This is a genomic window from Pseudomonas sp. NS1(2017), from assembly GCF_002269425.1.
Taxonomy (GTDB): Bacteria; Pseudomonadota; Gammaproteobacteria; order Pseudomonadales; family Pseudomonadaceae; genus Aquipseudomonas; species Aquipseudomonas reactans.
In genome coordinates this window covers 454,007-474,505 of sequence record NZ_CP022960.1, presented here as the reverse complement: position 1 = coordinate 474,505, position 20,499 = coordinate 454,007, and the positions used below count along the sequence as shown (strand labels likewise).

Here is a 20,499-nt window from a genome sequence, read left to right as displayed (position 1 = left end):
AAAAAGCGAATGGCAGATCGCTCTCCCATTCGCCGTTTTACACACCGCTGTCGCCAAGCCTTCTAACTCTTCAGCGACGGCGGTGCCGAATTCTGCGCAGCGTCGCTTTGCCTGTCAACGCGGCGGCGCTGCCCGCTCAACCCCATGAGAATCCCCAGATGCGCCACGCCGGCAACGAAACCCTGGCCGCCCTCACGGCCTATAAAAGTGGCTTCTTCAACATCGGCCTGTTCTCGGCGGTGATCAACCTGCTGATGCTCGCCCCGGCGCTGTACATGTTGCAGGTGTACGACCGGGTGCTGGCCTCGGGCAATGAGATGACCCTGTTGATGCTGACGCTGATGATCCTCGGCCTGTTCGGCCTGATGGGCGCGTTGGAATGGGTGCGCAGCCAGGTGGTGATCCGCCTCGGTACGCAGATGGACATGCGCTTGATCCAGCGGGTGTACGACGCCGCGTTCGAAGCGCAACTCAAGGGCGGCACCCAGGCGGCGGGCCAGGCGCTGCATGACCTGACCACGCTGCGCCAGTTCGCCACCGGCCAGGCGTTGTTCGCGTTCTTTGATGCGCCTTGGTTTCCGGTGTACCTGCTGGTGATCTTTTTGTTCCACCCCTGGCTCGGTGTGTTGGCGTTGGTCGGCGCGCTGTTGTTGATTGTGCTGGCGTGGGTCAACCATCACGTCAGCCAGGCGCCGATGGCCCTGGCCAGCCAACTGTCCATCAGCGCCAGCCAGCAGGCCACGGCCAACCTGCGCAATGCCGACACCATCGAAGCCATGGGCATGCTCGCCACCTTGCGTGCGCGTTGGTTCGGCCAGCATCAGGCGTTTTTGGCGCAGCAGAACCTGGCCAGTGAAAAGACCGCGACCGTCACTGCCTGGTCCAAGGGCGTGCGCCTGGCGTTGCAATCCCTGGTGCTGGGCCTGGGCGCGTTGCTGGCAGTGCAGGGCGAAATCACGCCGGGGATGATGATTGCCGGCTCGATCCTGATGGGCCGTGTGCTGAGCCCTATCGACCAGTTGATTGGCGTGTGGAAGCAGTGGGGCTCGGCGCGCCTGGCCTTCGATCGGTTGTCGCAGATGCTGGCGGCGAATCCCGCGCGCCCGCAGCGCATGGCGCTGCCGGTGCCCAAAGGCCAACTGAGCGTCGAACAAATCAGCGCCTGCGCCCCCGGCAGCCGTCGGCCCGCGTTGGCCAATCTGGGCTTTAATCTGGCCGCAGGCGAAGTCCTGGGCGTGATCGGGCCGTCGGGCTGCGGCAAATCCACCCTGGCGCGGATACTGGTGGGTGCCTGGGCGCCGCTGGCCGGCAAGGTGCGGCTGGACGGTGCCGATCTGGCCTTGTGGGACAAGCAGCAATTGGGCCCGCACATCGGCTATCTGCCTCAAGACATCCAGCTATTCGCCGGCAGCATCGCGGAAAACATCGCGCGGTTTGCTGAGGTCGATGCGGATAGAGTCCTCGCGGCTGCACAAATGGCCGGCGTGCATGAGCTGATCCTGCAACTGCCCCAGGGCTACGACACGCAATTGGGGGAGGGCGGCGCCGGGCTTTCCGGCGGCCAGAAGCAACGCGTTGCGCTGGCCCGCGCGCTGTACGGTTTGCCCGCACTGATCGTGCTGGATGAGCCCAACGCCAACCTTGATGAAGTCGGTGAGCAAGCGCTGCTCCAAGCGATCACCCAGCTCAAGCAGCAGCGCCGAACAGTGATCCTGATCACCCACAAACCCAACGTACTGACACTGACCGACCAGTTGCTGATCCTCAAGGACGGTCAGCTGCAGGCCTTTGGGCCGACGGCGCGTGTGCTGGAGGCACGGCAGAAACCGGCAACGCCCAAACCGGTATCGACCATGAGCATGAGCTACCGCCTCGGTGAAGGAAAACAGGCATGAACCAGAGCAAACCTGTGTTGGTCAGCGACGCACCAAGCAACGTGCTGGCACTGGATGACAAAAAGTACTCGCGCCTGGGTTGGCTGTTGGTACTTGGCGGTTTTGCCGGCTTCCTCGGCTGGGCCGCGTTGGCGCCGTTGGACAAGGGCGTGGCAGTGCCGGGCAAGGTCATGGTGTCGGGCCATCGCAAGACCGTGCAGCACCCGGCCGGGGGCATCGTCGAGCGTATCGACGTGCGCGACGGTGACGTGGTTAGCGCGGGCCAGGTGTTGTTGCGCCTGAAGGAAACCCCGTTGCGCGGGCAGATGCAGTCCCTGCGCAGCCAGTACCTGGCGTCCCTGGCCAGCGAGGCGCGCTTGAGTGCCGAAAGTGAAGGGTTGTCGGCGATTACCTTCGGCCCCGAATTGCTCAACGATCCGGAGGCGGTGGGCACCTTGAGCCTGCAACGGCAGTTGTTCAATAGCCGCGCCCAGGCCTTGGCCACCGAGCAACAAGGCCTGCGTGAAACCATCGCCGGGGCCGAGTCGCAACTGCGCGGTACGCGGGATTCGCAAGCGAGCAAAGTCCAGCAGCGCGCGGCGTTGAATGAGCAACTGCAGGGCCTGCGTGAGTTGGCGCGCGACGGTTACATTCCACGTAATCGCCTGCTCGACAGTGAGCGACTGTACTCACAGATCGACGGCGCCATCGCCGAGGACTACGGCCGCATCGGCCAACTGCAACGCCAGGTGATGGAACTGCGCCTGCGCATCCGCCAGCTCGGCGAAGACTTCCAGAAAGACCTGCGCGGCCAGTTGGCCGAGACCCGTACCCGCAGCGATGACCTGCGCAATCGCCTGGCTTCGGCCGAGTTCGAATTGGCCAACAGCCTGGTGCGTGCGCCCGCAAGCGGCGTGGTGGTGGGGTTGGACGTGTACACCGAAGGCGGCGTGATCAAGCCCGGCCAGGCGCTGATGGATATCGTGCCCCAGGGCGAGCCCTTGCTGGTGGAGGCACGGGTGCCGGTGCAGATGGTCGACAAGGTGCACCCCGGCCTGCCGGTGGAACTGATGTTCTCGGCCTTCAACCAGTCCACTACACCCCGGGTGGCCGGCGAGGTGACATTGGTCTCGGCGGACCGCCAGGTCGATGAGCGCACCGACGAGCCCTATTACACGCTGCGCGCCCAAGTCAGCGCGGCCGGCATGCAGCAAATGGACGGCGTGAAGATCCGCCCGGGCATGCCGGTGGAAACCTTCGTCAAGACCGGGGAACGCTCGATGCTCAACTACCTGTTCAAACCCCTGATGGATCGCACTCATATGGCCCTGGTGGAAGAATGAAGGCGCTGTTGTTGACCTTGTGTTTCGGTTGTTCCTCGGCGGCGCACGCCCTGGGTTTGCTGGATGCCTACGACTTGGCCCTACGCAATGATCCGACGTTTCAGGCCGCGATCCAGGAGCGTGAAGGCGGTGAAGAAAACCGTGCGATCGGTCGGGCCGCTTTGTTGCCGAACTTGTCGTGGAGCTATACCAACTCGCGCAACGAGTCCGAAGTGACGGCGGGAGATGTCAAAAGCGACCGTGATTACCGCAGTTATGCGTCGACCCTGACCTTGCAGCAACCGCTGCTGGATTACGAAGCCTATGCGCGTTTTCGCCAGGGCACCGCGCAGGCGTTGATGGCCGACGAACGCTTTCGCGGCAAGAGCCAGGAACTGGCGGTGCGGGTGCTCAATGCTTACAGCCAGGCGTTGCTGGCCCAGGAGCGTATCGAGCTGAGCCGTGCACAGAAACGCGCGTATGCCGAACGCCTGCAACTCAATGATCGCCTTTTGAAAGGCGGTGAAGGTACACGCACCGATGTACTGGAAACCCAGGCGCGTTTGAGCCTGGCCCAGGCTGAAGAGATCGAATCCCAAGACGTCCAGGACAGTGCCTTGCGCGAGCTGGAAGCGATCGTCGGCCAACCGTTGCAGATCGAAGAACTGGCGCCGCTGACGCGTCAGTTCGAGATTCCGCCTCTGGAGCCCAATCGTTTCGAAACCTGGCGCGAGATGGCCATGGCCAACAACCCGGAGCTCAAATCCCAGCACCATGCCCTGGACGTGGCCTCCTATGAAGTGGAGCGCAAACGCGCGGGACACTTGCCGAAGGTCAGCCTGTACGCCACCAGCCGTCAGACCAACTCCGACTCGGAAAGCAGCTACAACCAGAAGTACGACACCAACACCGTCGGCATCCAGGTCAGCTTGCCGCTGTTTGCCGGTGGTGGTGTATCCGCGTCCACCCGCCAGGCGGCGAACCAGCTGTCCCAGGCCCAATACGAGCTGGACGCGCAAACCTCGGCCACCCTGGTGGAGTTGCGCAAGCAGTTCAACCTCAACACCAGCGGTGCGGCCAAAGTGCGCGCCTATGAGATGGCCGTCAGCTCCGCCACGGCCTTGGTTGCCGCGACGAAAAAGAGTGTGGCCGGTGGTGAGCGGGTCAACCTCGACGTGCTCGACGCCGAGCAGCAACTCTTCACCGCCCGCCGTGATTTGGCGAATGCGCGGCATGCGTATCTGCTGGCGAGGATTCAGCTGAAGTATTACGCGGGGTTGCTGAGTGAGCAGGATTTGCGGGCCTTGGCGGGGTATTTCCAGCCCTCGGCATGAGTGGTTACAACCCGGCATTCGCCGGGTTTTTTGTGCTTACTAATCTGTGAATCAGCTCTGGGAAATGGAGCCGGTTGTCGGGTGACAAGAGAAAATTGTTACCTGGCGGAAAATAACCTAACGGATGGGTTACGATGAAAGTAGGCACTTACAAAGGCTATGTGATTTCGGTGTTTATCAGGGATGAGCATTGCCCGCCCCATGTGCATGTGCGGGGGCACGAATGGGATGCGCGCTTTCGTTTCAGTTTTCTGGATGGGGATGTGGAGTTGTGGGACGTAGAGCCTGAGCGGCGGCAGCCACCCATGGCGGTTTTGAAAGAGATACGCGGGGCGATCATGCAGCGGCACTACCTGGCGCGGGCACGCAGGATCTGGTGGGACTACCTGCAAACGGTCTGCCTTGAGAATCATTCTTGGGATTGGGAGGCTCGCGAAGTGTTGCCTGGGCTGATCATTCAACCGGGTGTTTATGTGATCGCGCGCGCCCAGCACGATGTCGTGGGGCAGAAAACAATTTTGAACCTGGTCAGGGCGCCGGGCTTTGTGGAGATTGAGCTATGAAGCAAATCGTAAAAGCCAAAGCGGTACCCTATAAACCACTCACTGAGGCCGACGTCGAAAAGGCGATAGCCCGAGGGCGCAAGACACGGCACCTTTATGCCCGCGCCAGCTCTGTGCGTTATGAAGACAACTGCATTTCCATCGGCTTCAGCGACGGCAGTCGCGTTGTACTGCCGGTGGCTGGTCTGCCCGAGTTCGCGGGGTTTTCCCTAGAGGACTTTGCGCAACTGGAAGTCGGCTTTGGCGGCAAGGCGCTGTGCTGTGAGGCCCAGGACCTGGATGTTTCAGTCACGGGTCTGATCGCCACCAGCAAACCGCTGATGGACCTGGCCACCAGCCTGGTGGCTTCGCGCAACGGCCGCAAAAGCAGCGCCGCCAAAGCCGCCGCCGCCCGCGCCAATGGCAAGAAGGGCGGACGGCCGCGCAAGAAGGAACCGGAAGACGTTGAGTTACCGCCGAGTCAGTAACACCCCGGATTCCATATGGTGCGTCCACGGGAATTGGTCAAACATCGCACACTGGGTGATTTTGTGCGTGTCATGCAGTTGCGCAATGTTCGCCGCCAACGTCTCCGGGTTGCAGGAGATGTACAGAATGTTGTCGAAGCGTCGGGTCAACTCGCAGGTGTCCGGGTCCATGCCGGCGCGCGGTGGGTCGACGAACACGCTGCCGAATTCGTAGCTTTTCAGGTCGATGCCGTGCAGGCGACGGAATGGACGCACTTCGTTCAGCGCTTCAGTGAGTTCTTCGGCTGACAGGCGCACCAGGGTGACGTTATCCACCGCGTTTTCATCGAGGTTGCTCAGGGCTGCATTCACCGAGGTCTTGCTGATTTCGGTGGCCAGCACTTTGCGCACGCGGGTCGCCAGGGGCAGGGTGAAGTTGCCGTTGCCGCAATACAACTCCAGCAGATCATCCGGGCGATCACCTAGGGCTTCATAAGCCCAGTTGAGCATCTTCTGGTTCACCGTGCCGTTGGGCTGGGTGAAGGCGCCTTCGGGTTGGCGGTAGCTGAAGGTGCGCCCGCCCACGTCGAGTTTTTCCACCACGTAGTCATGGCCGATTACATCGCGCTTGCCCTTGGAGCGGCCGATGATGCTGACATTCAAGTCGGCAGCCAGCTGGTTCGCGGCGGTGTGCCAATGCTCATCCAGCGGGCGGTGATAGCACAGAGTGATCATCGCGTCGCCGGCCAGGGTGGTGAGAAATTCCACCTGGAACAGCTTGTGGCTCAGGGCCGCACTGGCTTGCCAGGCGGCCTTGAGTTGCGGCATCAACTGGTTGATGCGTGCGCTGGCGATAGGAAATTCTTCGATCAGGATCGGCGTGCGCTTGTCGTCCTGGGAGAACATCGCGTAGTGGCGCTCACCGCCTTCGCGCCACAGGCGGAACTCCGCGCGCAGGCGGAAGTTCTGCAGCGGCGAGTCGAAGACCTGCGGCTCTGGCGCGTCGAACGGGGCCAGTAGGTCACGCAAACGCGTGACCTTGTCTTGCAGTTGAGCGGTGTAGCTTGTGGCGTCAAAAGTCATGCGTTGAACCAGCCCAGCTTGATCACAAACAGAATCGACAGAATCACCAGTGCCGGGTTCAGCTCACGGTAGCGGCCCGAAAGCAGCTTGATGGCGGTCCAGGCGATGAAACCGAAGGCAATGCCGTTTGCAATGGAGTAGGTAAAAGGCATTGCCAGAGCGGTGACCACCACCGGCGCTGCCACAGTGATGTCGTCCCAGTCGATTTCGGCCAGGCCCTGGGTCATCAGTACTGCGACGAACAGCAATGCTGGTGCAGTAGCGAAGGCCGGTACGCTGGCGGCCAGTGGTGAGAAAAACAACGCCAGCAGGAACAGAATCGCGACCACGATGGCGGTCAAGCCGGTACGGCCACCGGCGCTCACGCCCGCAGCCGATTCGATGTAGCTGGTGGTGGTCGACGTACCCAGCAGCGAGCCGGCCATGGCGGCCGTACTGTCGGCAATCAACGCACGGCCCATTTTCGGCATGTGGCCGTCCTTGCCCATCAGGCCGGCGCGCTTGGCCACGCCGATCAGGGTGCCGGAGTTGTCGAACAGGTCAACGAACAGGAAGGCGAAGATCACGCTGACCAAGCCGATATCCAGCGCGCCTTTGATGTCCAGCTGCAAGAAGGTCGGGGCCAGGGATGGCGGCATCGAGACAACGCCGCCGAACGCGGTAACGCCCAGCAGGATTGAAACGATGGTGACCGCCAGGATGCCGATCAGCACGGCACCACGCACCGCCAGGGCTTCCAGGGCGACGATCAGGATAAAGCCAAACGTAGCCAGGATCGGCGCGGGTTTTTTCAGGTCGCCCAGGCCCACCAGGGTGTTGGGGTTGCCGACCACGATCCCGGCGTTATGCAGGGCGATCAGCGCCAGGAACAGGCCGATACCGGCGGCAATCGCCGAGCGCAGCGGCAGTGGGATGGCGTTGATGATCCATTCACGAATACGGAAGATCGACAGCAGGAAGAACAACACCGCCGAGATAAACACCGCACCCAGTGCCACCTGCCATGTATGGCCCATGTGCAGGACCACGGTGTAGGTAAAGAAGGCGTTGAGGCCCATGCCGGGCGCGAGGGCGATCGGGTAGTTGGCGATCAGGCCCATCACGGTCGAACCGATGGCGGCCGCCAGGCAGGTCGCGACAAACACCGCGCCCTTGTCCATGCCGGTCTCGCCGAGGATGCTCGGGTTCACGAACAGGATGTAGGCCATGGCCAGGAATGTCGTGATGCCCGCGAGGATCTCGGTGCGCACGTTGGTGTTGTGTGCCTTGAGTTGAAACAGCTTTTCCAGCATGCCTGCTCCCTGTGACGCTCTGTGGCGTCGTGATTTGTTGACCTCTAAGTCAAAGCACAAACTGCGCCAAGCGCCTGTGGTTTCAGAGAGGATCGGAAAAAGCGGCGCATCATACCAGCAGCCGAGGCCTTGAGGCATACTGCGCCGACGTTTAAACCAAGGTCATTTGCAGCATGAAAAACGCCAGCCCGTGGAGTCTAGCCCTGATCCCCTGTATCAGCCTGTTGCTCGGCGCAGCACCGGCCTGGGGCGCGACTGCACCGCCGTTGAGCGAAGTGCGTGTGTTCCAGGTCGAGTCGGCAGCGTGTAAGGAAAGCATCCCCGAGCGCGCGCAGAGTACGCAGATGTGTACGCACCGTGGGCCTACTAAGGTGTCCGTCATGGAGGTGGGCCTCGGTAACAACCCCATGGGCCGCTTCGATGGCGCTGAATTGAATGGGCAGCGCACGGCGGTTTGCCAGGTCGGCAACATCAGCGAAGTGTGCGACGGCGCGGGCACACTGATGGGCTACATCTATGTGTTTGACCTGAATGTCGAGGCCCAAGGCTGGTTCCAGTACAGCAACTCCTCGATCAATCCCCCGCAAAACACCCTGACCACGCAGCTCAATATCCGCTGATCAATCCGCTTGAACGCTCAATACCTCGGGCAGTCGTACCCCTTGAGACGGCGACTTCCCTGAACGCCGCGGACGTACACCAACCCGTGAGGTGTTTATGAGCGCAACCCCCAATGGCGCGGCGGCCCAGCCGTTCGTCAGCCACTCGATACGCCTGCGCCTCAACGGCCAGGACCGCCAGCTGGATGTGTTGCCGTGGACCACGCTGCTTGACCTGTTGCGCGAACAGCTCGACCTGGTCGGCAGCAAAAAAGGCTGCGACCACGGCCAGTGCGGCGCCTGCACGGTGTTGCGCGACGGCAAGCGCATCAACGCCTGCCTGACCCTGGCGGTGATGTGCGACGGCGCCGAGCTGACCACCATCGAGGGCTTGGCCGACGGCGACCAACTGCACCCGATGCAGCAAGCCTTCATCAAACACGATGCCTTCCAATGCGGTTACTGCACCCCTGGCCAGATCTGTTCCGCAGTTGGCCTGGCTAATGAAGGACGAGCCCACGACACCGCGCAGATCCAGGAACTGATGAGCGGCAACCTCTGTCGCTGCGGCGCCTACAGCAATATTCGCGATGCCGTTGAAGAAGTCGTGGGAGGTGAGCGATGAATCCCTTCCACTACAGCAAGCCGGCCGATGTGCAGGAGGCTGTGCACCTGAGCAGCGCCGCCTCGCGCTTTATCGCCGGTGGCACCAACCTGCTGGACTTGATGAAAGAAAACATCAGCCGTCCCGAGCATCTCATCGATATCACGGGGTTGCCGTTAAATGAAATTCAAGCAACCACCGAGGGCGGACTGCTTATTGGCGCCCTGGTGAGCAACGCCGACCTGGCCTGGCACCCGCTGATCGAACAGCGTTACCCGCTGCTGTCCCAGGCGATCCTCGCTGGCGCCTCGCCGCAACTGCGCAATATGGCCAGTACGGGCGGCAACTTGTTGCAGCGCACCCGTTGCTACTACTTTTATGACGCCACTGTGCCGTGCAATAAGCGCGAGCCCGGCAGCGGCTGCCCGGCACGCACGGGGTTGAATCGCATCCATGCCGTTCTCGGCGCCAGTGAACAGTGCGTCGCGACGCATCCTTCCGACATGTGCGTGGCGTTGGCGGCGCTGGACGCGCGAGTGCATGTGGAGGGTCGTGCAGGTGCTCGCGTTATCGAGTTTGCCGACTTCCATCGCCTGCCCGGCGATGCGCCGCAGCGCGACAATCAATTGGCTGACGATGAGCTGATTACCGCCATCGAACTGCCCGCCGACAATCTGGCAAACCACAGCAACTACCTGAAAATCCGCGACCGCGCCTCCTATGCGTTCGCCCTGGTGTCCGTCGCTGCAGCTTTGGAGCTGGACGGCGACCGTATCGTCGACGCACGTCTGGCCCTGGGTGGCGTAGCCCATAAACCCTGGCGTGATCGTGCCGTGGAAGCGGCGCTCATTGGCCAGCTCGTCAGCCGCGAAACCTTCAGCCACGCCGCCGACGCGCTGCTGCAAGACGCAGAACCCCTGGAACACAACGGCTTCAAGATCAAACTGGCACGCCGGGGAATCATTCGTGCCCTGAGTGATGCGGCTGTCGCAGGAGAACGCCCATGACCGCTATCGGCAAACCCTTGGACCGGGTTGACGGTCTGCTCAAGGTCACAGGTAAAGCGCGTTATGCCGGTGAGTTTCCCGAGGAAGGCCTGCTGCATGGCAGCGTGGTGTCCAGTACCGTCGCCAAAGGCCGTGTGTTGCGCATCGATGCTTCCAGGGCGATGGCCCTGCCGGGCGTGGTGGAGGTGATCCATCACCTCAATCGGCCCAAAATCGCCAGTTACGATGACGCGTTCCAGGATGCCGACGCCGCCGACGGCTCGCCGTTTCGTCCGCTCTACAACGACCGCGTGCTGTACAGCGGCCAGCCCCTGGCCCTGGTGATCGCCGACAACCTTGAACTGGCGCGGCATGCTGGCTCCCTGGTGCATATCGAGTACGAGACCGAAGCCTTCGAAACCGACCTGCTGGCCATGCAGGAACAGGCTCACGCCTCGCCGCAAACCCCGCCCAAGCCACGCGGCAACTTTCAGGCCGAATGGACCGGCGCCGCCATCAGCCTGGACGTGCACTACAGCACGCCCATCGAACACCACAACCCGATGGAGCCCCACGCCAGCACGGTGCTGTATCAGCCGGACGGCACCCTGCATATCCATGACAAGACCCAGGGCCCGCAGAACTGCCAGGCCTATGTGCAAAAAGTCTTCGGCCTGGATAAAAGCCAGGTGCGCATCTTCGCCGCGTTTGTCGGCGGCGCGTTTGGTTCCGGGCTGCGTCCGCAGTACCAATTGCCGCTGGCCGTGATGGCCTCGTTGGCGCTCAAGCGTTCGGTGCGGGTCACGCTGACGCGTCAGCAGATGTTCACGTTCGGCTATCGCCCGCGCACTCTGCAGCGCCTGCAACTCGGCGCCGCCGCTGATGGGCGCCTGCTGGCGTTGGGGCACACTGCCATTGGCCAGACTTCGCGTTTCGAAGACTTCAGCGAACACGTCGTCGAATGGAGCGGCATGCTCTACCACTGCGACAACGTGCAGCTTGCTTATAAGTTGGTGCCCCTGGACGTGTTCACGCCTTTGGACATGCGCGCGCCGGGCGCAGCCCTCGGCGTGATCGGCCTGGAGTGTGCCATGGACGAACTGGCCTGCGCACTGGGGATGGACCCGGTGCAACTGCGGCTGATCAACTACGCCGAGCGCAACCAGAACGAAGACAAGCCCTGGTCGAGCAAAGCCCTGCGCGAGTGTTACCGCGAAGGCGCCGAGCGTTTTGGCTGGAGCCAGCGCAACCCGGAACCGCGCAGCATGCGCGATGGCCGCCAGTTGATTGGTTGGGGCATGGCCGGCGGCGTGTGGGAAGCCATGCAGATGAAGGCCAGCGCCAAGGCGCGCATCGATGCACAGGGCAAGCTGACCGTCAGCAGCGCCACCACCGATATCGGCACTGGTACCTACACGGTGATGACCCAGATCGCGGCGCAGGCCAGCGGTGTGGCGGTCGAAGACGTGGCGTTCCTGCTGGGCGATTCATCATTGCCCACCGCGCCGTTGCAGGGCGGTTCATTCACCGTGTCCTCCGTCGGCACTGCCGTGCAGCAAGCCTGCGAGGCCTTGAATGCCAATCTGCTGAACATCGCACGGCAGACTTACCCGGTGTTCAAGGACGCTGAAGCCGTGCGCTTCGAAGACGGTCAACTGCATACCGGCGACGTGAGTGTGTCGCTGGCGCAGTTGGTCAAGGACAGCGGCGAAGACGCGCTGCAAGTGCAGGTCGACAGTGAGCCCGACAAAAAACGCGAGGGCTACAGCACCGCCACCCACTCAGCCGTCTTCGTCGAGGTGCAAGTGGACGAAGACCTGGGCACCATCAAGGTCCGCAGGGTGGTCAGCGCGATTGCCGCCGGACGTGTGGTCAACCCGAAGATGGCCCGTAGCCAGATCCTCGGCGGTGTCGTATGGGGCATCGGCATGGCATTGCATGAAGAAACCCAGATCGACCATCAGTTGGGGCGCTACATGAACCACAGCCTGGCGGAGTACCACATTCCGGTTAACGCCGATATTGGCGACATTGACGTGGTGTTTGTCGAGGAACACGACGAGATCGTCAACGCCCTGGGGTCCAAGGGCGTCGGTGAGATTGGTATCGTCGGGGTCGCAGCGGCGGTGGCCAATGCGATTTATCACGCCACCGGCAAGCGGGTACGGGAATTTCCGATCACGCTGGATAAGGTGCTGTAACGCAACTTTCCAAACACTGAAGAAGCAAAATGTGGGAGCGGGCTTGCTCGCGAAAGCGGTGTATCAGTGACAGATGTAACACCTGACACTCCGCCTTCGCGAGCAAGCCCGCTCCCACACTCACGTCATTCCTGCATTGGGTTATGTGGCGGGCTTGATAGTGGGTTCTTCCACGGGCACATGCATGCGGTCTCGGTTGGCCAGGGTCGGGAACAACTTGATCCAGACCCCGGTCACCACCAGCGTACCGATCCCGCCCATGACCACGGCGGGCACTGTGCCGAACCAGTGGGCGGTAATCCCGGATTCGAACTCGCCTAACTGGTTGGACGCGCCGATAAACAGGCCGTTGACCGCACTGACCCGCCCGCGCATTTCATCCGGCGTCTCCAACTGCACGAATGAGGCGCGGATCACCATGCTGATCATGTCCGCCGCGCCCAGCACCACCAGCACCGCCAGGGAGAACCAGAACGAAGTGGACAGGCCAAAGGCGATGGTCGCCACGCCGAACACGCCGACGGCGGTGAACATCACACGGCCTACATGGCGGTCCACGGAAAAGCGCGCCAGCCACAGCGACATCAACAACGCGCCCACCGCCGGCGCCGAACGCAGCAGGCCCAGGCCCCAGGCGCCGGTCAACAGGATGTCCTTGGCAAACACCGGCAGCAACGCGGTGGCGCCACCCAGCAGCACGGCGAACAGGTCAAGGGAGATGGCACCGAGGATATCCGGGCGGCTGCGGATGAAGCGGATGCCAGCCAGCAGAGAATCCAAGGTGGCCTTGCCTTTGTTGAGTGGTGTCTGGCGGGCGGGCAGGTTGAGGGTCAGCATGCAGGCGATGAGGTACAGCACTACCGTGGGGCCATAGACCCAGACGCTGCCAAACGCGTAAAGCAAACCGCCGAGGGCCGGCGCGACGATGGTTGCCAGTTGCTGGGCCGACTGCGACGAGGCCACGGCTCGCGGGAATAAAATGCTTGGGACGATGCTGGGCAGCATCGCCTGGGTGGTGGGCATTTCAAACGAACGCGCGGCACCGAGCAGGAAGGCGAGGATGAAGATCATCTCGCGAGTCACGTTGCCGGTCAGCCCGCCGATGGCCAGGCTCAGGGCAATCAGCGCCTGCACCGTCTGGCAGATGGCGGCGACCTTGCGCCGCTCATAGCGATCGGCCACATGCCCGGTGTGCAGCATGAACAGTACGCGGGGCACGAATTCCACCAGGCCGACCAAGCCCAGGTCCAGCACATTGCCGGTCAGTTGGTAGAGGTTCCAACCGATAGCCACGGTGAGCATCTGGAAACCGCTGGCGGTAAAGATGCGCGCGAGCCAGAACGCGATGAAAGGGCGGTGGTGACGCAACAACAACGCGGGTTCACTAGGCATCGGGAGTTCAGGTCAGGGCCGGAGGAAGCGCCGAGATTATCATCAAGTTGTAACAGATAGTTGCAAGAACTGATCTGAGGCAGTCTGTCACGCGGCAAAAGACCACGCCGTCCTACATCGAAAATGGGACTACTCTTTCAGCAATGCTTGATCCAGATCAATGTCCGCCTGGGCATCGATCTGGCGGCCTTAGGGCCAGATTCCCTACGCGGTGGGTTAAAAAAAGAAACGAATTGAAATTCGCCAGACTCCATATCCGTGGGGGCAGTGGGTGCAGGCTCCCGCCAGCAGCCGGTATTACCTGACAGAGGAAGACTTATGTTCGGTTTGGAGGCGCTAGATCTCGCCCGAATTCAATTTGCATTCACCATTTCTTTCCACATCCTGTTCCCGGCGATCACCATCGGCCTGGCCAGTTACCTCGCGGTGCTGGAAGGCTTGTGGCTCAAGACGCACAACGACACCTACCGTGACCTCTACCATTTCTGGTCGAAGATCTTTGCCGTCAACTTCGGCATGGGCGTGGTCTCCGGGTTGGTCATGGCCTACCAGTTCGGCACCAACTGGAGCCGCTTCTCGGACTTCGCTGGCGCCGTCACTGGGCCACTTCTTACCTATGAAGTGCTTACGGCCTTCTTCCTTGAGGCTGGATTCCTCGGCGTGATGCTGTTCGGCTGGAACAAGGTGGGGCGCAACCTGCACTTCTTCTCCACCGTGATGGTGGCTGTCGGTACGCTGATTTCCACGTTCTGGATCCTGTCGTCCAACAGCTGGATGCAGACGCCCCAGGGCTTTGAAATAATTGATGGCCGTGTGATCCCGACCGATTGGTTCGCCGTGGTCTTCAACCCCTCGTTCCCTTATCGCCTGGCGCACATGGCCACGGCGGCGTTCGTAGCGACTGCGTTCTTCGTCGGTTCCTCGGCGGCTTGGCACTTGCTGCGCGGCAAGGACAACCCGGCGATTCGCAAAATGCTCTCGATGGCCATGTGGATGGCCCTGATCGTCGCGCCTATCCAGGCGGTGATCGGTGACTTCCACGGGCTGAATACCTTGAAGCACCAGCCGGCGAAAATCGCCGCGATTGAAGGTCACTGGGAAAACATCGGCAACGAACCGACGCCGTTGATCTTGTTCGGCTGGCCGGACATGAAGGAGGAAAGAACCAAATACGCCGTCGAGATCCCGTACTTGGGCAGCCTGATCCTCACTCACTCCCTGGACAAACAGGTGCCGGCCCTCAAGGAGTTCCCGCCTGAGGACCGCCCCAATTCGACTATCGTGTTCTGGTCATTCCGGGTCATGGTCGGCCTCGGCTTCCTGATGATTTTCACCGGTCTGTTCAGCCTCTGGCTGCGCCGGGGCGACAAGATGTACACGTCCAAACCGTTCCTCTACCTGGCGTTGTGGATGGGGCCTTCCGGCCTGATCGCGATTCTTGCCGGCTGGTTCACCACCGAGATCGGCCGTCAGCCGTGGGTGGTGTATGGCTTGATGCGCACGGCGGATGCTTCATCCGGGCATAGCCTGGCGCAGATGACGATCACCCTGGTGTTGTTCGTGGTGGTGTACTTCGCGCTGTTCGGCGCAGGCCTAGGCTACATGATGCGCCTGGTGCGCAAAGGCCCTGTGACCCACGAAAGCACCGAGCCAACCCACGGTGGCCCTGGCCAGAAACGCACACCGGCCCGTCCGTTGTCCGCCGCCGATGATGATGGCAACGATGACGACCACACCCACATCCAGCACAAGGGGCATTGAGATGGGTATTGATCTTCCGCTGATCTGGGCCGTGATCATCATCTTCGGCATCATGATGTACGTGGTCATGGACGGCTTCGACCTGGGTATCGGCATCCTGTTTCCGTTTATCCCCGGCAAGACCGACCGTGACGTGATGATGAACACCGTGGCCCCGGTCTGGGACGGCAACGAAACCTGGCTGGTGCTGGGGGGCGCGGCGCTGTTCGGCGCGTTCCCATTGGCCTATTCAGTGGTGTTGTCGGCGCTGTACCTGCCGCTGATCCTGATGCTGATCGGGCTGATCTTCCGCGGCGTGGCCTTTGAGTTCCGCTTCAAGGCCAAGGATCACAAGCGCCACCTGTGGGACAAGGCGTTTATCGGCGGTTCGTTGGCGGCGACGTTCTTCCAGGGCGTGGCACTGGGGGCGTTTATCGACGGTATTCCGGTGGTGGATCGCCAGTTCGCCGGTGGTTCACTGGACTGGGCCACGCCGTTCACGATGTTCTGCGGTGTGGCGCTGATCGTGGCCTACGCCTTGCTCGGCTGCACCTGGCTGATCATGAAGACCGAAGGCCCGTTGCAGGAAAAGATGCACAACCTGGCACGGCCATTGGCCTTTGTGGTGTTGGCGGTGATCGGCATCGTGAGCATCTGGACGCCGTTGACCCACCCGGAAATCGCCTCGCGCTGGTTCACCCTGCCGAATCTGTTCTGGTTCCTGCCGGTGCCGATTCTGGTGTTGGTGACCATGTACGGGCTGATCCGCGCGGTGGCGCGTAATGCGCACTACACGCCATTCCTGCTGACGCTGGTGCTGATTTTCCTGGGCTACAGTGGTTTGGGCATCAGCCTGTGGCCGAACATCATTCCGCCCTCCGTGTCGATCTGGGACGCCGCCGCACCGCCGCAGAGCCAGGGCTTCATGTTGGTCGGCACCTTGTTCATCATCCCGTTCATCCTGGGCTACACCTTCTGGAGCTACTACGTGTTCCGCGGCAAGGTCACCCACGAAGACGGTTATCACTAGGAGGGTCGTTTCATGTCCGGCAAACCTTCGTTGCACGAGATCGAACAGGCCGAGAAACAGCCGTTATGGCGGCGCCTGGGGTGGCTGGCGATGATCTGGACCGGCAGTGTGCTGGCCCTGTTCGTCGTGGCCAGCCTGATGCGCATGTTCATGAATGCGGCGGGCCTGACCACTCACTAATATCCCGATCCGGGCCTGACGGCTCGGCTTTCCAACCTTGCTTTTCGCGAGAGAAGCAGGGTTTTTTTATTTGCGGGGTTTACTTACGGGCTTTGAGAATCACGAATTTTGGCGTGGTCGCGACTTGCTCGACACCCCGGAACAAACGCGCCAGTTTGGTGTGATATCCCAGGTGGCGATTGCCGACTATATAGAGGGCACCGCCGACCACCAGCGCTTCCCGTGCCTGCTGGAACATGCGCCAGGCGAGGAAGTCACCGACCACCTGTTGTTGATGGAAGGGTGGGTTGCACAGAACGACGTCCAGTGAACCGGGTTCCTGGCCGGCCAGGCCGTCAGCGGCACGCACGACGACACTGCGTTCACCGAGAGCAGCGTGCCAGTTTTCGGCTGCCGATTGCACGGCCATATAGGACTCGTCTACCAAGGTGTACTGCGCTTCGGGGTTTTGCAGGGCGCTGGCGATCGCCAATACGCCGTTGCCGCAACCCAAGTCCGCCACACGGGCGTTGCCCAGGTTTTTCGGCAGGTGGGGCAGGAACGCGCGGGTGCCGATGTCCAGGCTTTCGCGGCAGAACACGTTGGCGTGGTTCAGCAGTTCGATAGACGGCGTGTCCAAGGTGTAACGGGTGGGGTAGGGCGAGACTGCCGTTGGACGGTCTTGTACAGTGGCAATCAGCAGTCGCGCCTTTTTCACCGCAAGCGATGCCTGCATCGGCCCGATGTAACGCTCCAGCAACTCGCCCGCTGCCCGTGGCAGGTGCTTGATCATTGCCCCGGCGATAACCTGAGCGCCCGGCGCGAGTCGGCCCTGCAGGCGGATCAGTTGCTCTTCCAGCAGCGCCAGGGTTTTCGGTACGCGGATCAGCACACAGTCGAAAGGCCCAGCCGGAACCTGGCTGGCGGGGATGAATGCCACTGCATCAAACGCCTTGCCGTTACGTATCAGGTTCTTCTCCAGGCCCTGGGCAGCCAGGAACGAATCGCCGCTGGACGTGACCTGAACCAGCCCCTGGAGGCTGGCGGCCAGCGCGCCGAAGCTGTCATTGAGCACCAGCACGCGAGTCCCAGCAGTCGGTTGCTGCTCGGCCAGATGGTTGAGCAGGTATTCGTCGGCGGCATCGAAGGCTTGCAGAGGATCGTTATGTTGCTCTGGCTGACGGATCAGGTCGAGTTGGGCGAAGGGGCTTTCGAGCAGGGGCATGGCGGGGGAGGCTCTGGGTCGTCGATGGGAGTTCGGCAATCGCTGCAGAACCCTCTGAGTGAACTACGGTGCGGGCCGGGGGGCAGCATCAACACTCAGAATTGACTGTAAATGTTACTTTTTTTCCAGAGGGATTACATGCGGTGTTTCCAGGCGATTAAAAACAGCCCATTTGGATGCCCTGAGCACTGCGGCGATCTTGTTATTGACCCCCAGTTTTTTGAGTGCGCTGGCGATGTGAAACCCTATCGTACGCTCTGACAGGCACAGGATTCTGGCGATTTCTCCGGCGGTCTTGCCCAAGCCTGACCATTTGAGGATTTCGGTTTCCCGCGGGGTCAATTTGCAGGGAGGTTTGAAACTGGGTTCGTCGGCAAATTTCTGTGCCACTACCGCATGCAGGGCATGACACAGCCACAGCACCTGGCCGGCTTTTTCATACAGTTCTTCCGGGCTGACTTCACCTTTGCCACGTCCCAGGGTCAGCATGCTGAAGACACCCTGGAAATCATGTACCGCCTGAGTCCAGCCCAGGTGCACGCCATGGGATTTTGCCAGTTGCCATAAACTGGGTGTTGCACCAAATGCCTTTTCTTCCCAGAGGAAGGGCAGTACGCAACATTTGCAGTGGTCTACAACAGGGTCTACATCGAAAAAATGTGCTTGTTTATAGGTGTCATTCCATTCATTCGGATAGTTATTTATATGAATTGGTTTCGTTTGGTTATTAGGTAGTTGAGAACTCATCGTAAAGGAACAAAATTGGAAGCCAAGTTCTAATGTGTGATTGAGCGCCATTTCAAAAACACTGGTTATCTGGTTCTCGCCTTCCAGTTTAGGGAGTCTTGTGTTGCGCCAGCTAATCATTGGTCACTCTCCATGAGATCCTACGGGCTGCGGATACGTCCTTACCCCGCAGCTGCACGACACTGAGTGTAGGATATGACCTACATAATTAAGTGAAAAAAAAGTTAAAAGTCTTTTGTTGTGAAGGACTCGTACCTTGTACAAAGAGTAAAGATTTGTGAAGGTTGCGCTCATGCTTAAATTTTTTTATGCAAATTAGAGAGTTGTCAGTGCTGTCGAATTGATGGCTATTAAAAACACTGCGTCATCTGATAGGTCATTTAGTGTTTGCTAATAGCCAAATGGTTTGTCTTGGTCCGTAGGCCAACGCCTTGACAAGCGCGAATGCCAGTACAAATCAGCGGTGTTTGCGCTCGTCACTTTGAGGGACACTAGGGCACCTGTAGAACGGAGCCCCCCATGACGGCCAGTGCTGAGAAATTTACCCGCCAGACCTTGCTCGACGTGCAATCGCTGACCCCCAGCCTGTTTACCCTACGCACCACCCGCGATCCGGGCTTTCGTTTCACGGCGGGGCAGTTTGTGCGTTTGGGGGTTACCAAAGCGGATGGCAGCACCGTATGGCGCGCCTATTCGCTGGTGTCCTCACCGTTTGACGAGCATCTGGATTTCTTCTCGATCGTCGTCCCCGGCGGTGAGTTCACCAGCGAGCTGAGCCGCCTGCGGGTAGGCGATACCTTGATGGTGGAGCGCCAGGCCACGGGCTTCCTGACCTTGAACCGTTTCGTGGATGGTCGCGACTTGTGGATGCTGGGGACTGGCACCGGAGTGGCGCCGTTTTTGTCGATCCTGCAGGACTTCGAGGTTTGGGAGAAATTCGAGCGCATCATCCTGGTGTACAGCGCACGGGAAGCCAAGGAACTTGCGTATCAGACGCTGATCCAGGAACTGGGTGAGCGTGAATACCTCGCCGAGTACGCACACAAACTCACCTACGTTCCCATCGTCACCCGTGAGCAGCATCCCGGCGCGTTGAATGGGCGCATCACCACACTGATCGAAAATGGCGAGCTTGAACGTGCAGCCGGCGTCGAGTTGACGCCGGAACATTCCCGCGTGCTGATCTGCGGCAACCCGCAGATGGTCGATGACACACGCCAATTGCTCAAGCAGCGTGACATGAACCTGAGCTTGAGCCGCCGCCCCGGTCAGGTGGCGGTGGAAAACTACTGGTAATAAAAAAGGCGCCTCTAGCAGGCGCCTTTTTTCTCAAATCGGTCTTTACAGACGCGGCTTGTCGTTCTGTGCCTTGAGCAGATCGCGGATCTCACCCAGCAACACTTCTTCCTTGGTCGGCGTCGGCGGCAGGCTTGGCGCCACGGCCTCTTCACGCTTCAGGCGATTGATCGCCTTCACACCCATGAAGATCGCAAACGCGACGATCACAAAGTCGATGACGCTCTGGATGAACTTGCCGTAGGCCAGCACCACCGCAGGCACATCGCCCTGTGCCGCCTTGAGCGTTATCGCCAGGTCACCGAAGTCCACGCCACCGATCAACAGCCCGATAGGTGGCATCACCACGTCGCCTACAAACGAGGAAACAATTTTGCCGAAGGCGGCGCCGATGATGATACCGACGGCCATGTCGACCACGTTACCTTTGACCGCGAAGGCCTTGAACTCACTGATCACGCCCATAGGTTATTCCTTGTTACAGATGAGAAGGGTGGGACTCAGTGTAAGTCAGTCGTAGCAGGCTTGCCCGACACAACCGTTAACACTGTTAGCTTTTATCGACACATTAAAACGCAAATAGTTTGCAAAGTGCCACCAATCGCG

The 20,499-nt window shown here is 60.6% G+C and carries 19 protein-coding genes; 13 read left to right on the top strand and 6 right to left on the bottom strand.

The genetic code is table 11. The features are described from left to right. Positions 1–158: 158 nt before the first annotated feature. The 5 genes from CI807_RS02215 to CI807_RS02195 all read left to right on the top strand — a co-directional run bounded on the left by CI807_RS02215 (position 159) and on the right by CI807_RS02195 (position 5,560). On the top strand, positions 159–1,895 hold the full coding sequence (locus CI807_RS02215; protein WP_095013612.1) for a type I secretion system permease/ATPase: 1,737 nt from the start codon (positions 159–161) through the stop codon (positions 1,893–1,895). Next, on the top strand, positions 1,892–3,217 hold the full coding sequence (locus CI807_RS02210) for an HlyD family type I secretion periplasmic adaptor subunit (protein WP_095013611.1): 1,326 nt from the start codon (positions 1,892–1,894) through the stop codon (positions 3,215–3,217). The genes CI807_RS02215 and CI807_RS02210 overlap by 4 nt, the downstream gene beginning before the upstream one ends. Beyond that, positions 3,214–4,530 (top strand): TolC family outer membrane protein, encoded by a 1,317-nt coding sequence (locus tag CI807_RS02205; protein ID WP_095013610.1) that lies wholly within the window; start codon positions 3,214–3,216, stop codon positions 4,528–4,530. The genes CI807_RS02210 and CI807_RS02205 overlap by 4 nt, the downstream gene beginning before the upstream one ends. 134 nt (positions 4,531–4,664) lie before the next feature. Next, positions 4,665–5,093, top strand: a complete 429-nt coding sequence (locus tag CI807_RS02200; RefSeq protein WP_095013609.1) for a DUF4160 domain-containing protein — start codon at positions 4,665–4,667, stop codon at positions 5,091–5,093. After that, positions 5,090–5,560, top strand: coding sequence for a DUF2442 domain-containing protein (locus CI807_RS02195; RefSeq protein WP_016976755.1), 471 nt, complete (start codon positions 5,090–5,092; stop codon positions 5,558–5,560). Before CI807_RS02200 ends, CI807_RS02195 begins: the two co-directional genes overlap by 4 nt. Here CI807_RS02195 and trmA read toward each other — a convergent pair. Beyond that, positions 5,543–6,622: a tRNA (uridine(54)-C5)-methyltransferase TrmA gene (gene trmA / locus CI807_RS02190; RefSeq protein ID WP_095013608.1), complete on the bottom strand. Its 1,080-nt coding sequence runs from the start codon at positions 6,620–6,622 to the stop codon at positions 5,543–5,545. The two genes, CI807_RS02195 and trmA, sit on opposite strands and share 18 nt — an antisense overlap. After that, entirely contained in the window at positions 6,619–7,914 is a 1,296-nt protein-coding gene (locus CI807_RS02185) for an NCS2 family permease (protein WP_016976757.1), read from the bottom strand. The genes trmA and CI807_RS02185 overlap by 4 nt, the downstream gene beginning before the upstream one ends. Before the next feature lie 173 nt (positions 7,915–8,087). On the opposite strand from CI807_RS02185, the gene CI807_RS02180 reads away from it, so the two are divergent. From CI807_RS02180 to CI807_RS02165, 4 genes are all read left to right on the top strand, one after another. Then, on the top strand, positions 8,088–8,534 hold the full coding sequence (locus CI807_RS02180) for a DUF4879 domain-containing protein (RefSeq protein WP_095013607.1): 447 nt from the start codon (positions 8,088–8,090) through the stop codon (positions 8,532–8,534). Between the two features lie 97 nt (positions 8,535–8,631). Then, positions 8,632–9,138: a (2Fe-2S)-binding protein gene (locus tag CI807_RS02175; RefSeq protein WP_095013606.1), complete on the top strand. Its 507-nt coding sequence runs from the start codon at positions 8,632–8,634 to the stop codon at positions 9,136–9,138. After that, positions 9,135–10,124, top strand: coding sequence for a xanthine dehydrogenase family protein subunit M (locus tag CI807_RS02170; protein ID WP_095013605.1), 990 nt, complete (start codon positions 9,135–9,137; stop codon positions 10,122–10,124). The genes CI807_RS02175 and CI807_RS02170 overlap by 4 nt, the downstream gene beginning before the upstream one ends. Next, the gene (locus CI807_RS02165) at positions 10,121–12,304 is read left to right on the top strand and encodes a xanthine dehydrogenase family protein molybdopterin-binding subunit (RefSeq protein WP_095013604.1); all 2,184 of its coding nucleotides are present in this window, start codon (positions 10,121–10,123) and stop codon (positions 12,302–12,304) included. The genes CI807_RS02170 and CI807_RS02165 overlap by 4 nt, the downstream gene beginning before the upstream one ends. Positions 12,305–12,445: 141 nt before the next feature. On the opposite strand, the gene CI807_RS02160 is transcribed toward CI807_RS02165, so the two are convergent. Further along, positions 12,446–13,696 carry an MFS transporter gene (locus CI807_RS02160; protein WP_095013603.1) on the bottom strand — a complete coding sequence of 417 codons (1,251 nt, stop codon included), beginning with the start codon at positions 13,694–13,696 and terminating at the stop codon, positions 12,446–12,448. Positions 13,697–14,014: 318 nt separating this feature from the next. Between CI807_RS02160 and CI807_RS02155 the strand changes: the two genes are divergently transcribed. Genes CI807_RS02155 through CI807_RS02145 form a run of 3 tightly spaced genes read left to right on the top strand, consistent with a single transcriptional unit; the run spans position 14,015 to position 16,646 of the window. Then, a complete protein-coding gene (locus tag CI807_RS02155) occupies positions 14,015–15,457 on the top strand; it encodes a cytochrome ubiquinol oxidase subunit I (protein WP_016976762.1) in 1,443 nt (480 codons plus the stop codon). A gap of 1 nt (position 15,458) precedes the next feature. Next, positions 15,459–16,466, top strand: a complete 1,008-nt coding sequence (gene cydB, locus CI807_RS02150; protein ID WP_095013602.1) for a cytochrome d ubiquinol oxidase subunit II — start codon at positions 15,459–15,461, stop codon at positions 16,464–16,466. Between the two features lie 12 nt (positions 16,467–16,478). Next, entirely contained in the window at positions 16,479–16,646 is a 168-nt protein-coding gene (locus tag CI807_RS02145) for a DUF2474 domain-containing protein (protein ID WP_010206690.1), read from the top strand. Positions 16,647–16,725: 79 nt separating this feature from the next. Here the strand turns inward: CI807_RS02145 and CI807_RS02140 are convergent, their stop codons facing one another. Together CI807_RS02140 and CI807_RS02135 are read right to left on the bottom strand one after the other, a co-directional pair. Further along, entirely contained in the window at positions 16,726–17,850 is a 1,125-nt protein-coding gene (locus CI807_RS02140) for a class I SAM-dependent methyltransferase (protein ID WP_095013601.1), read from the bottom strand. Positions 17,851–17,964: 114 nt separating this feature from the next. Continuing rightward, positions 17,965–18,717, bottom strand: coding sequence for a LuxR family transcriptional regulator (locus CI807_RS02135; protein WP_095013600.1), 753 nt, complete (start codon positions 18,715–18,717; stop codon positions 17,965–17,967). A 399-nt stretch (positions 18,718–19,116) separates the two neighbouring features. On the opposite strand from CI807_RS02135, the gene CI807_RS02130 reads away from it, so the two are divergent. Then, the gene (locus CI807_RS02130) at positions 19,117–19,893 is read left to right on the top strand and encodes a ferredoxin--NADP reductase (RefSeq protein WP_095013599.1); all 777 of its coding nucleotides are present in this window, start codon (positions 19,117–19,119) and stop codon (positions 19,891–19,893) included. A 45-nt stretch (positions 19,894–19,938) separates the two neighbouring features. On the opposite strand, the gene mscL is transcribed toward CI807_RS02130, so the two are convergent. After that, complete coding sequence (mscL, locus tag CI807_RS02125; RefSeq protein ID WP_010206685.1) at positions 19,939–20,358, bottom strand: large-conductance mechanosensitive channel protein MscL; 420 nt, start codon at positions 20,356–20,358, stop codon at positions 19,939–19,941. Positions 20,359–20,499 lie beyond the last annotated feature (141 nt).

Coding starts and splice junctions, on each gene's coding strand:
- CI807_RS02215 (WP_095013612.1), top strand. CDS start 159: ATGCGCCACGCCGGCAACGAAACCCTGGCCGCCCTCACGGCCTATAAA.
- CI807_RS02210 (WP_095013611.1), top strand. CDS start 1,892: ATGAACCAGAGCAAACCTGTGTTGGTCAGCGACGCACCAAGCAACGTG.
- CI807_RS02205 (WP_095013610.1), top strand. CDS start 3,214: ATGAAGGCGCTGTTGTTGACCTTGTGTTTCGGTTGTTCCTCGGCGGCG.
- CI807_RS02200 (WP_095013609.1), top strand. CDS start 4,665: ATGAAAGTAGGCACTTACAAAGGCTATGTGATTTCGGTGTTTATCAGG.
- CI807_RS02195 (WP_016976755.1), top strand. CDS start 5,090: ATGAAGCAAATCGTAAAAGCCAAAGCGGTACCCTATAAACCACTCACT.
- trmA (WP_095013608.1), bottom strand. CDS start 6,622: ATGACTTTTGACGCCACAAGCTACACCGCTCAACTGCAAGACAAGGTC.
- CI807_RS02185 (WP_016976757.1), bottom strand. CDS start 7,914: ATGCTGGAAAAGCTGTTTCAACTCAAGGCACACAACACCAACGTGCGC.
- CI807_RS02180 (WP_095013607.1), top strand. CDS start 8,088: ATGAAAAACGCCAGCCCGTGGAGTCTAGCCCTGATCCCCTGTATCAGC.
- CI807_RS02175 (WP_095013606.1), top strand. CDS start 8,632: ATGAGCGCAACCCCCAATGGCGCGGCGGCCCAGCCGTTCGTCAGCCAC.
- CI807_RS02170 (WP_095013605.1), top strand. CDS start 9,135: ATGAATCCCTTCCACTACAGCAAGCCGGCCGATGTGCAGGAGGCTGTG.
- CI807_RS02165 (WP_095013604.1), top strand. CDS start 10,121: ATGACCGCTATCGGCAAACCCTTGGACCGGGTTGACGGTCTGCTCAAG.
- CI807_RS02160 (WP_095013603.1), bottom strand. CDS start 13,696: ATGCCTAGTGAACCCGCGTTGTTGTTGCGTCACCACCGCCCTTTCATC.
- CI807_RS02155 (WP_016976762.1), top strand. CDS start 14,015: ATGTTCGGTTTGGAGGCGCTAGATCTCGCCCGAATTCAATTTGCATTC.
- cydB (WP_095013602.1), top strand. CDS start 15,459: ATGGGTATTGATCTTCCGCTGATCTGGGCCGTGATCATCATCTTCGGC.
- CI807_RS02145 (WP_010206690.1), top strand. CDS start 16,479: ATGTCCGGCAAACCTTCGTTGCACGAGATCGAACAGGCCGAGAAACAG.
- CI807_RS02140 (WP_095013601.1), bottom strand. CDS start 17,850: ATGCCCCTGCTCGAAAGCCCCTTCGCCCAACTCGACCTGATCCGTCAG.
- CI807_RS02135 (WP_095013600.1), bottom strand. CDS start 18,717: ATGATTAGCTGGCGCAACACAAGACTCCCTAAACTGGAAGGCGAGAAC.
- CI807_RS02130 (WP_095013599.1), top strand. CDS start 19,117: ATGACGGCCAGTGCTGAGAAATTTACCCGCCAGACCTTGCTCGACGTG.
- mscL (WP_010206685.1), bottom strand. CDS start 20,358: ATGGGCGTGATCAGTGAGTTCAAGGCCTTCGCGGTCAAAGGTAACGTG.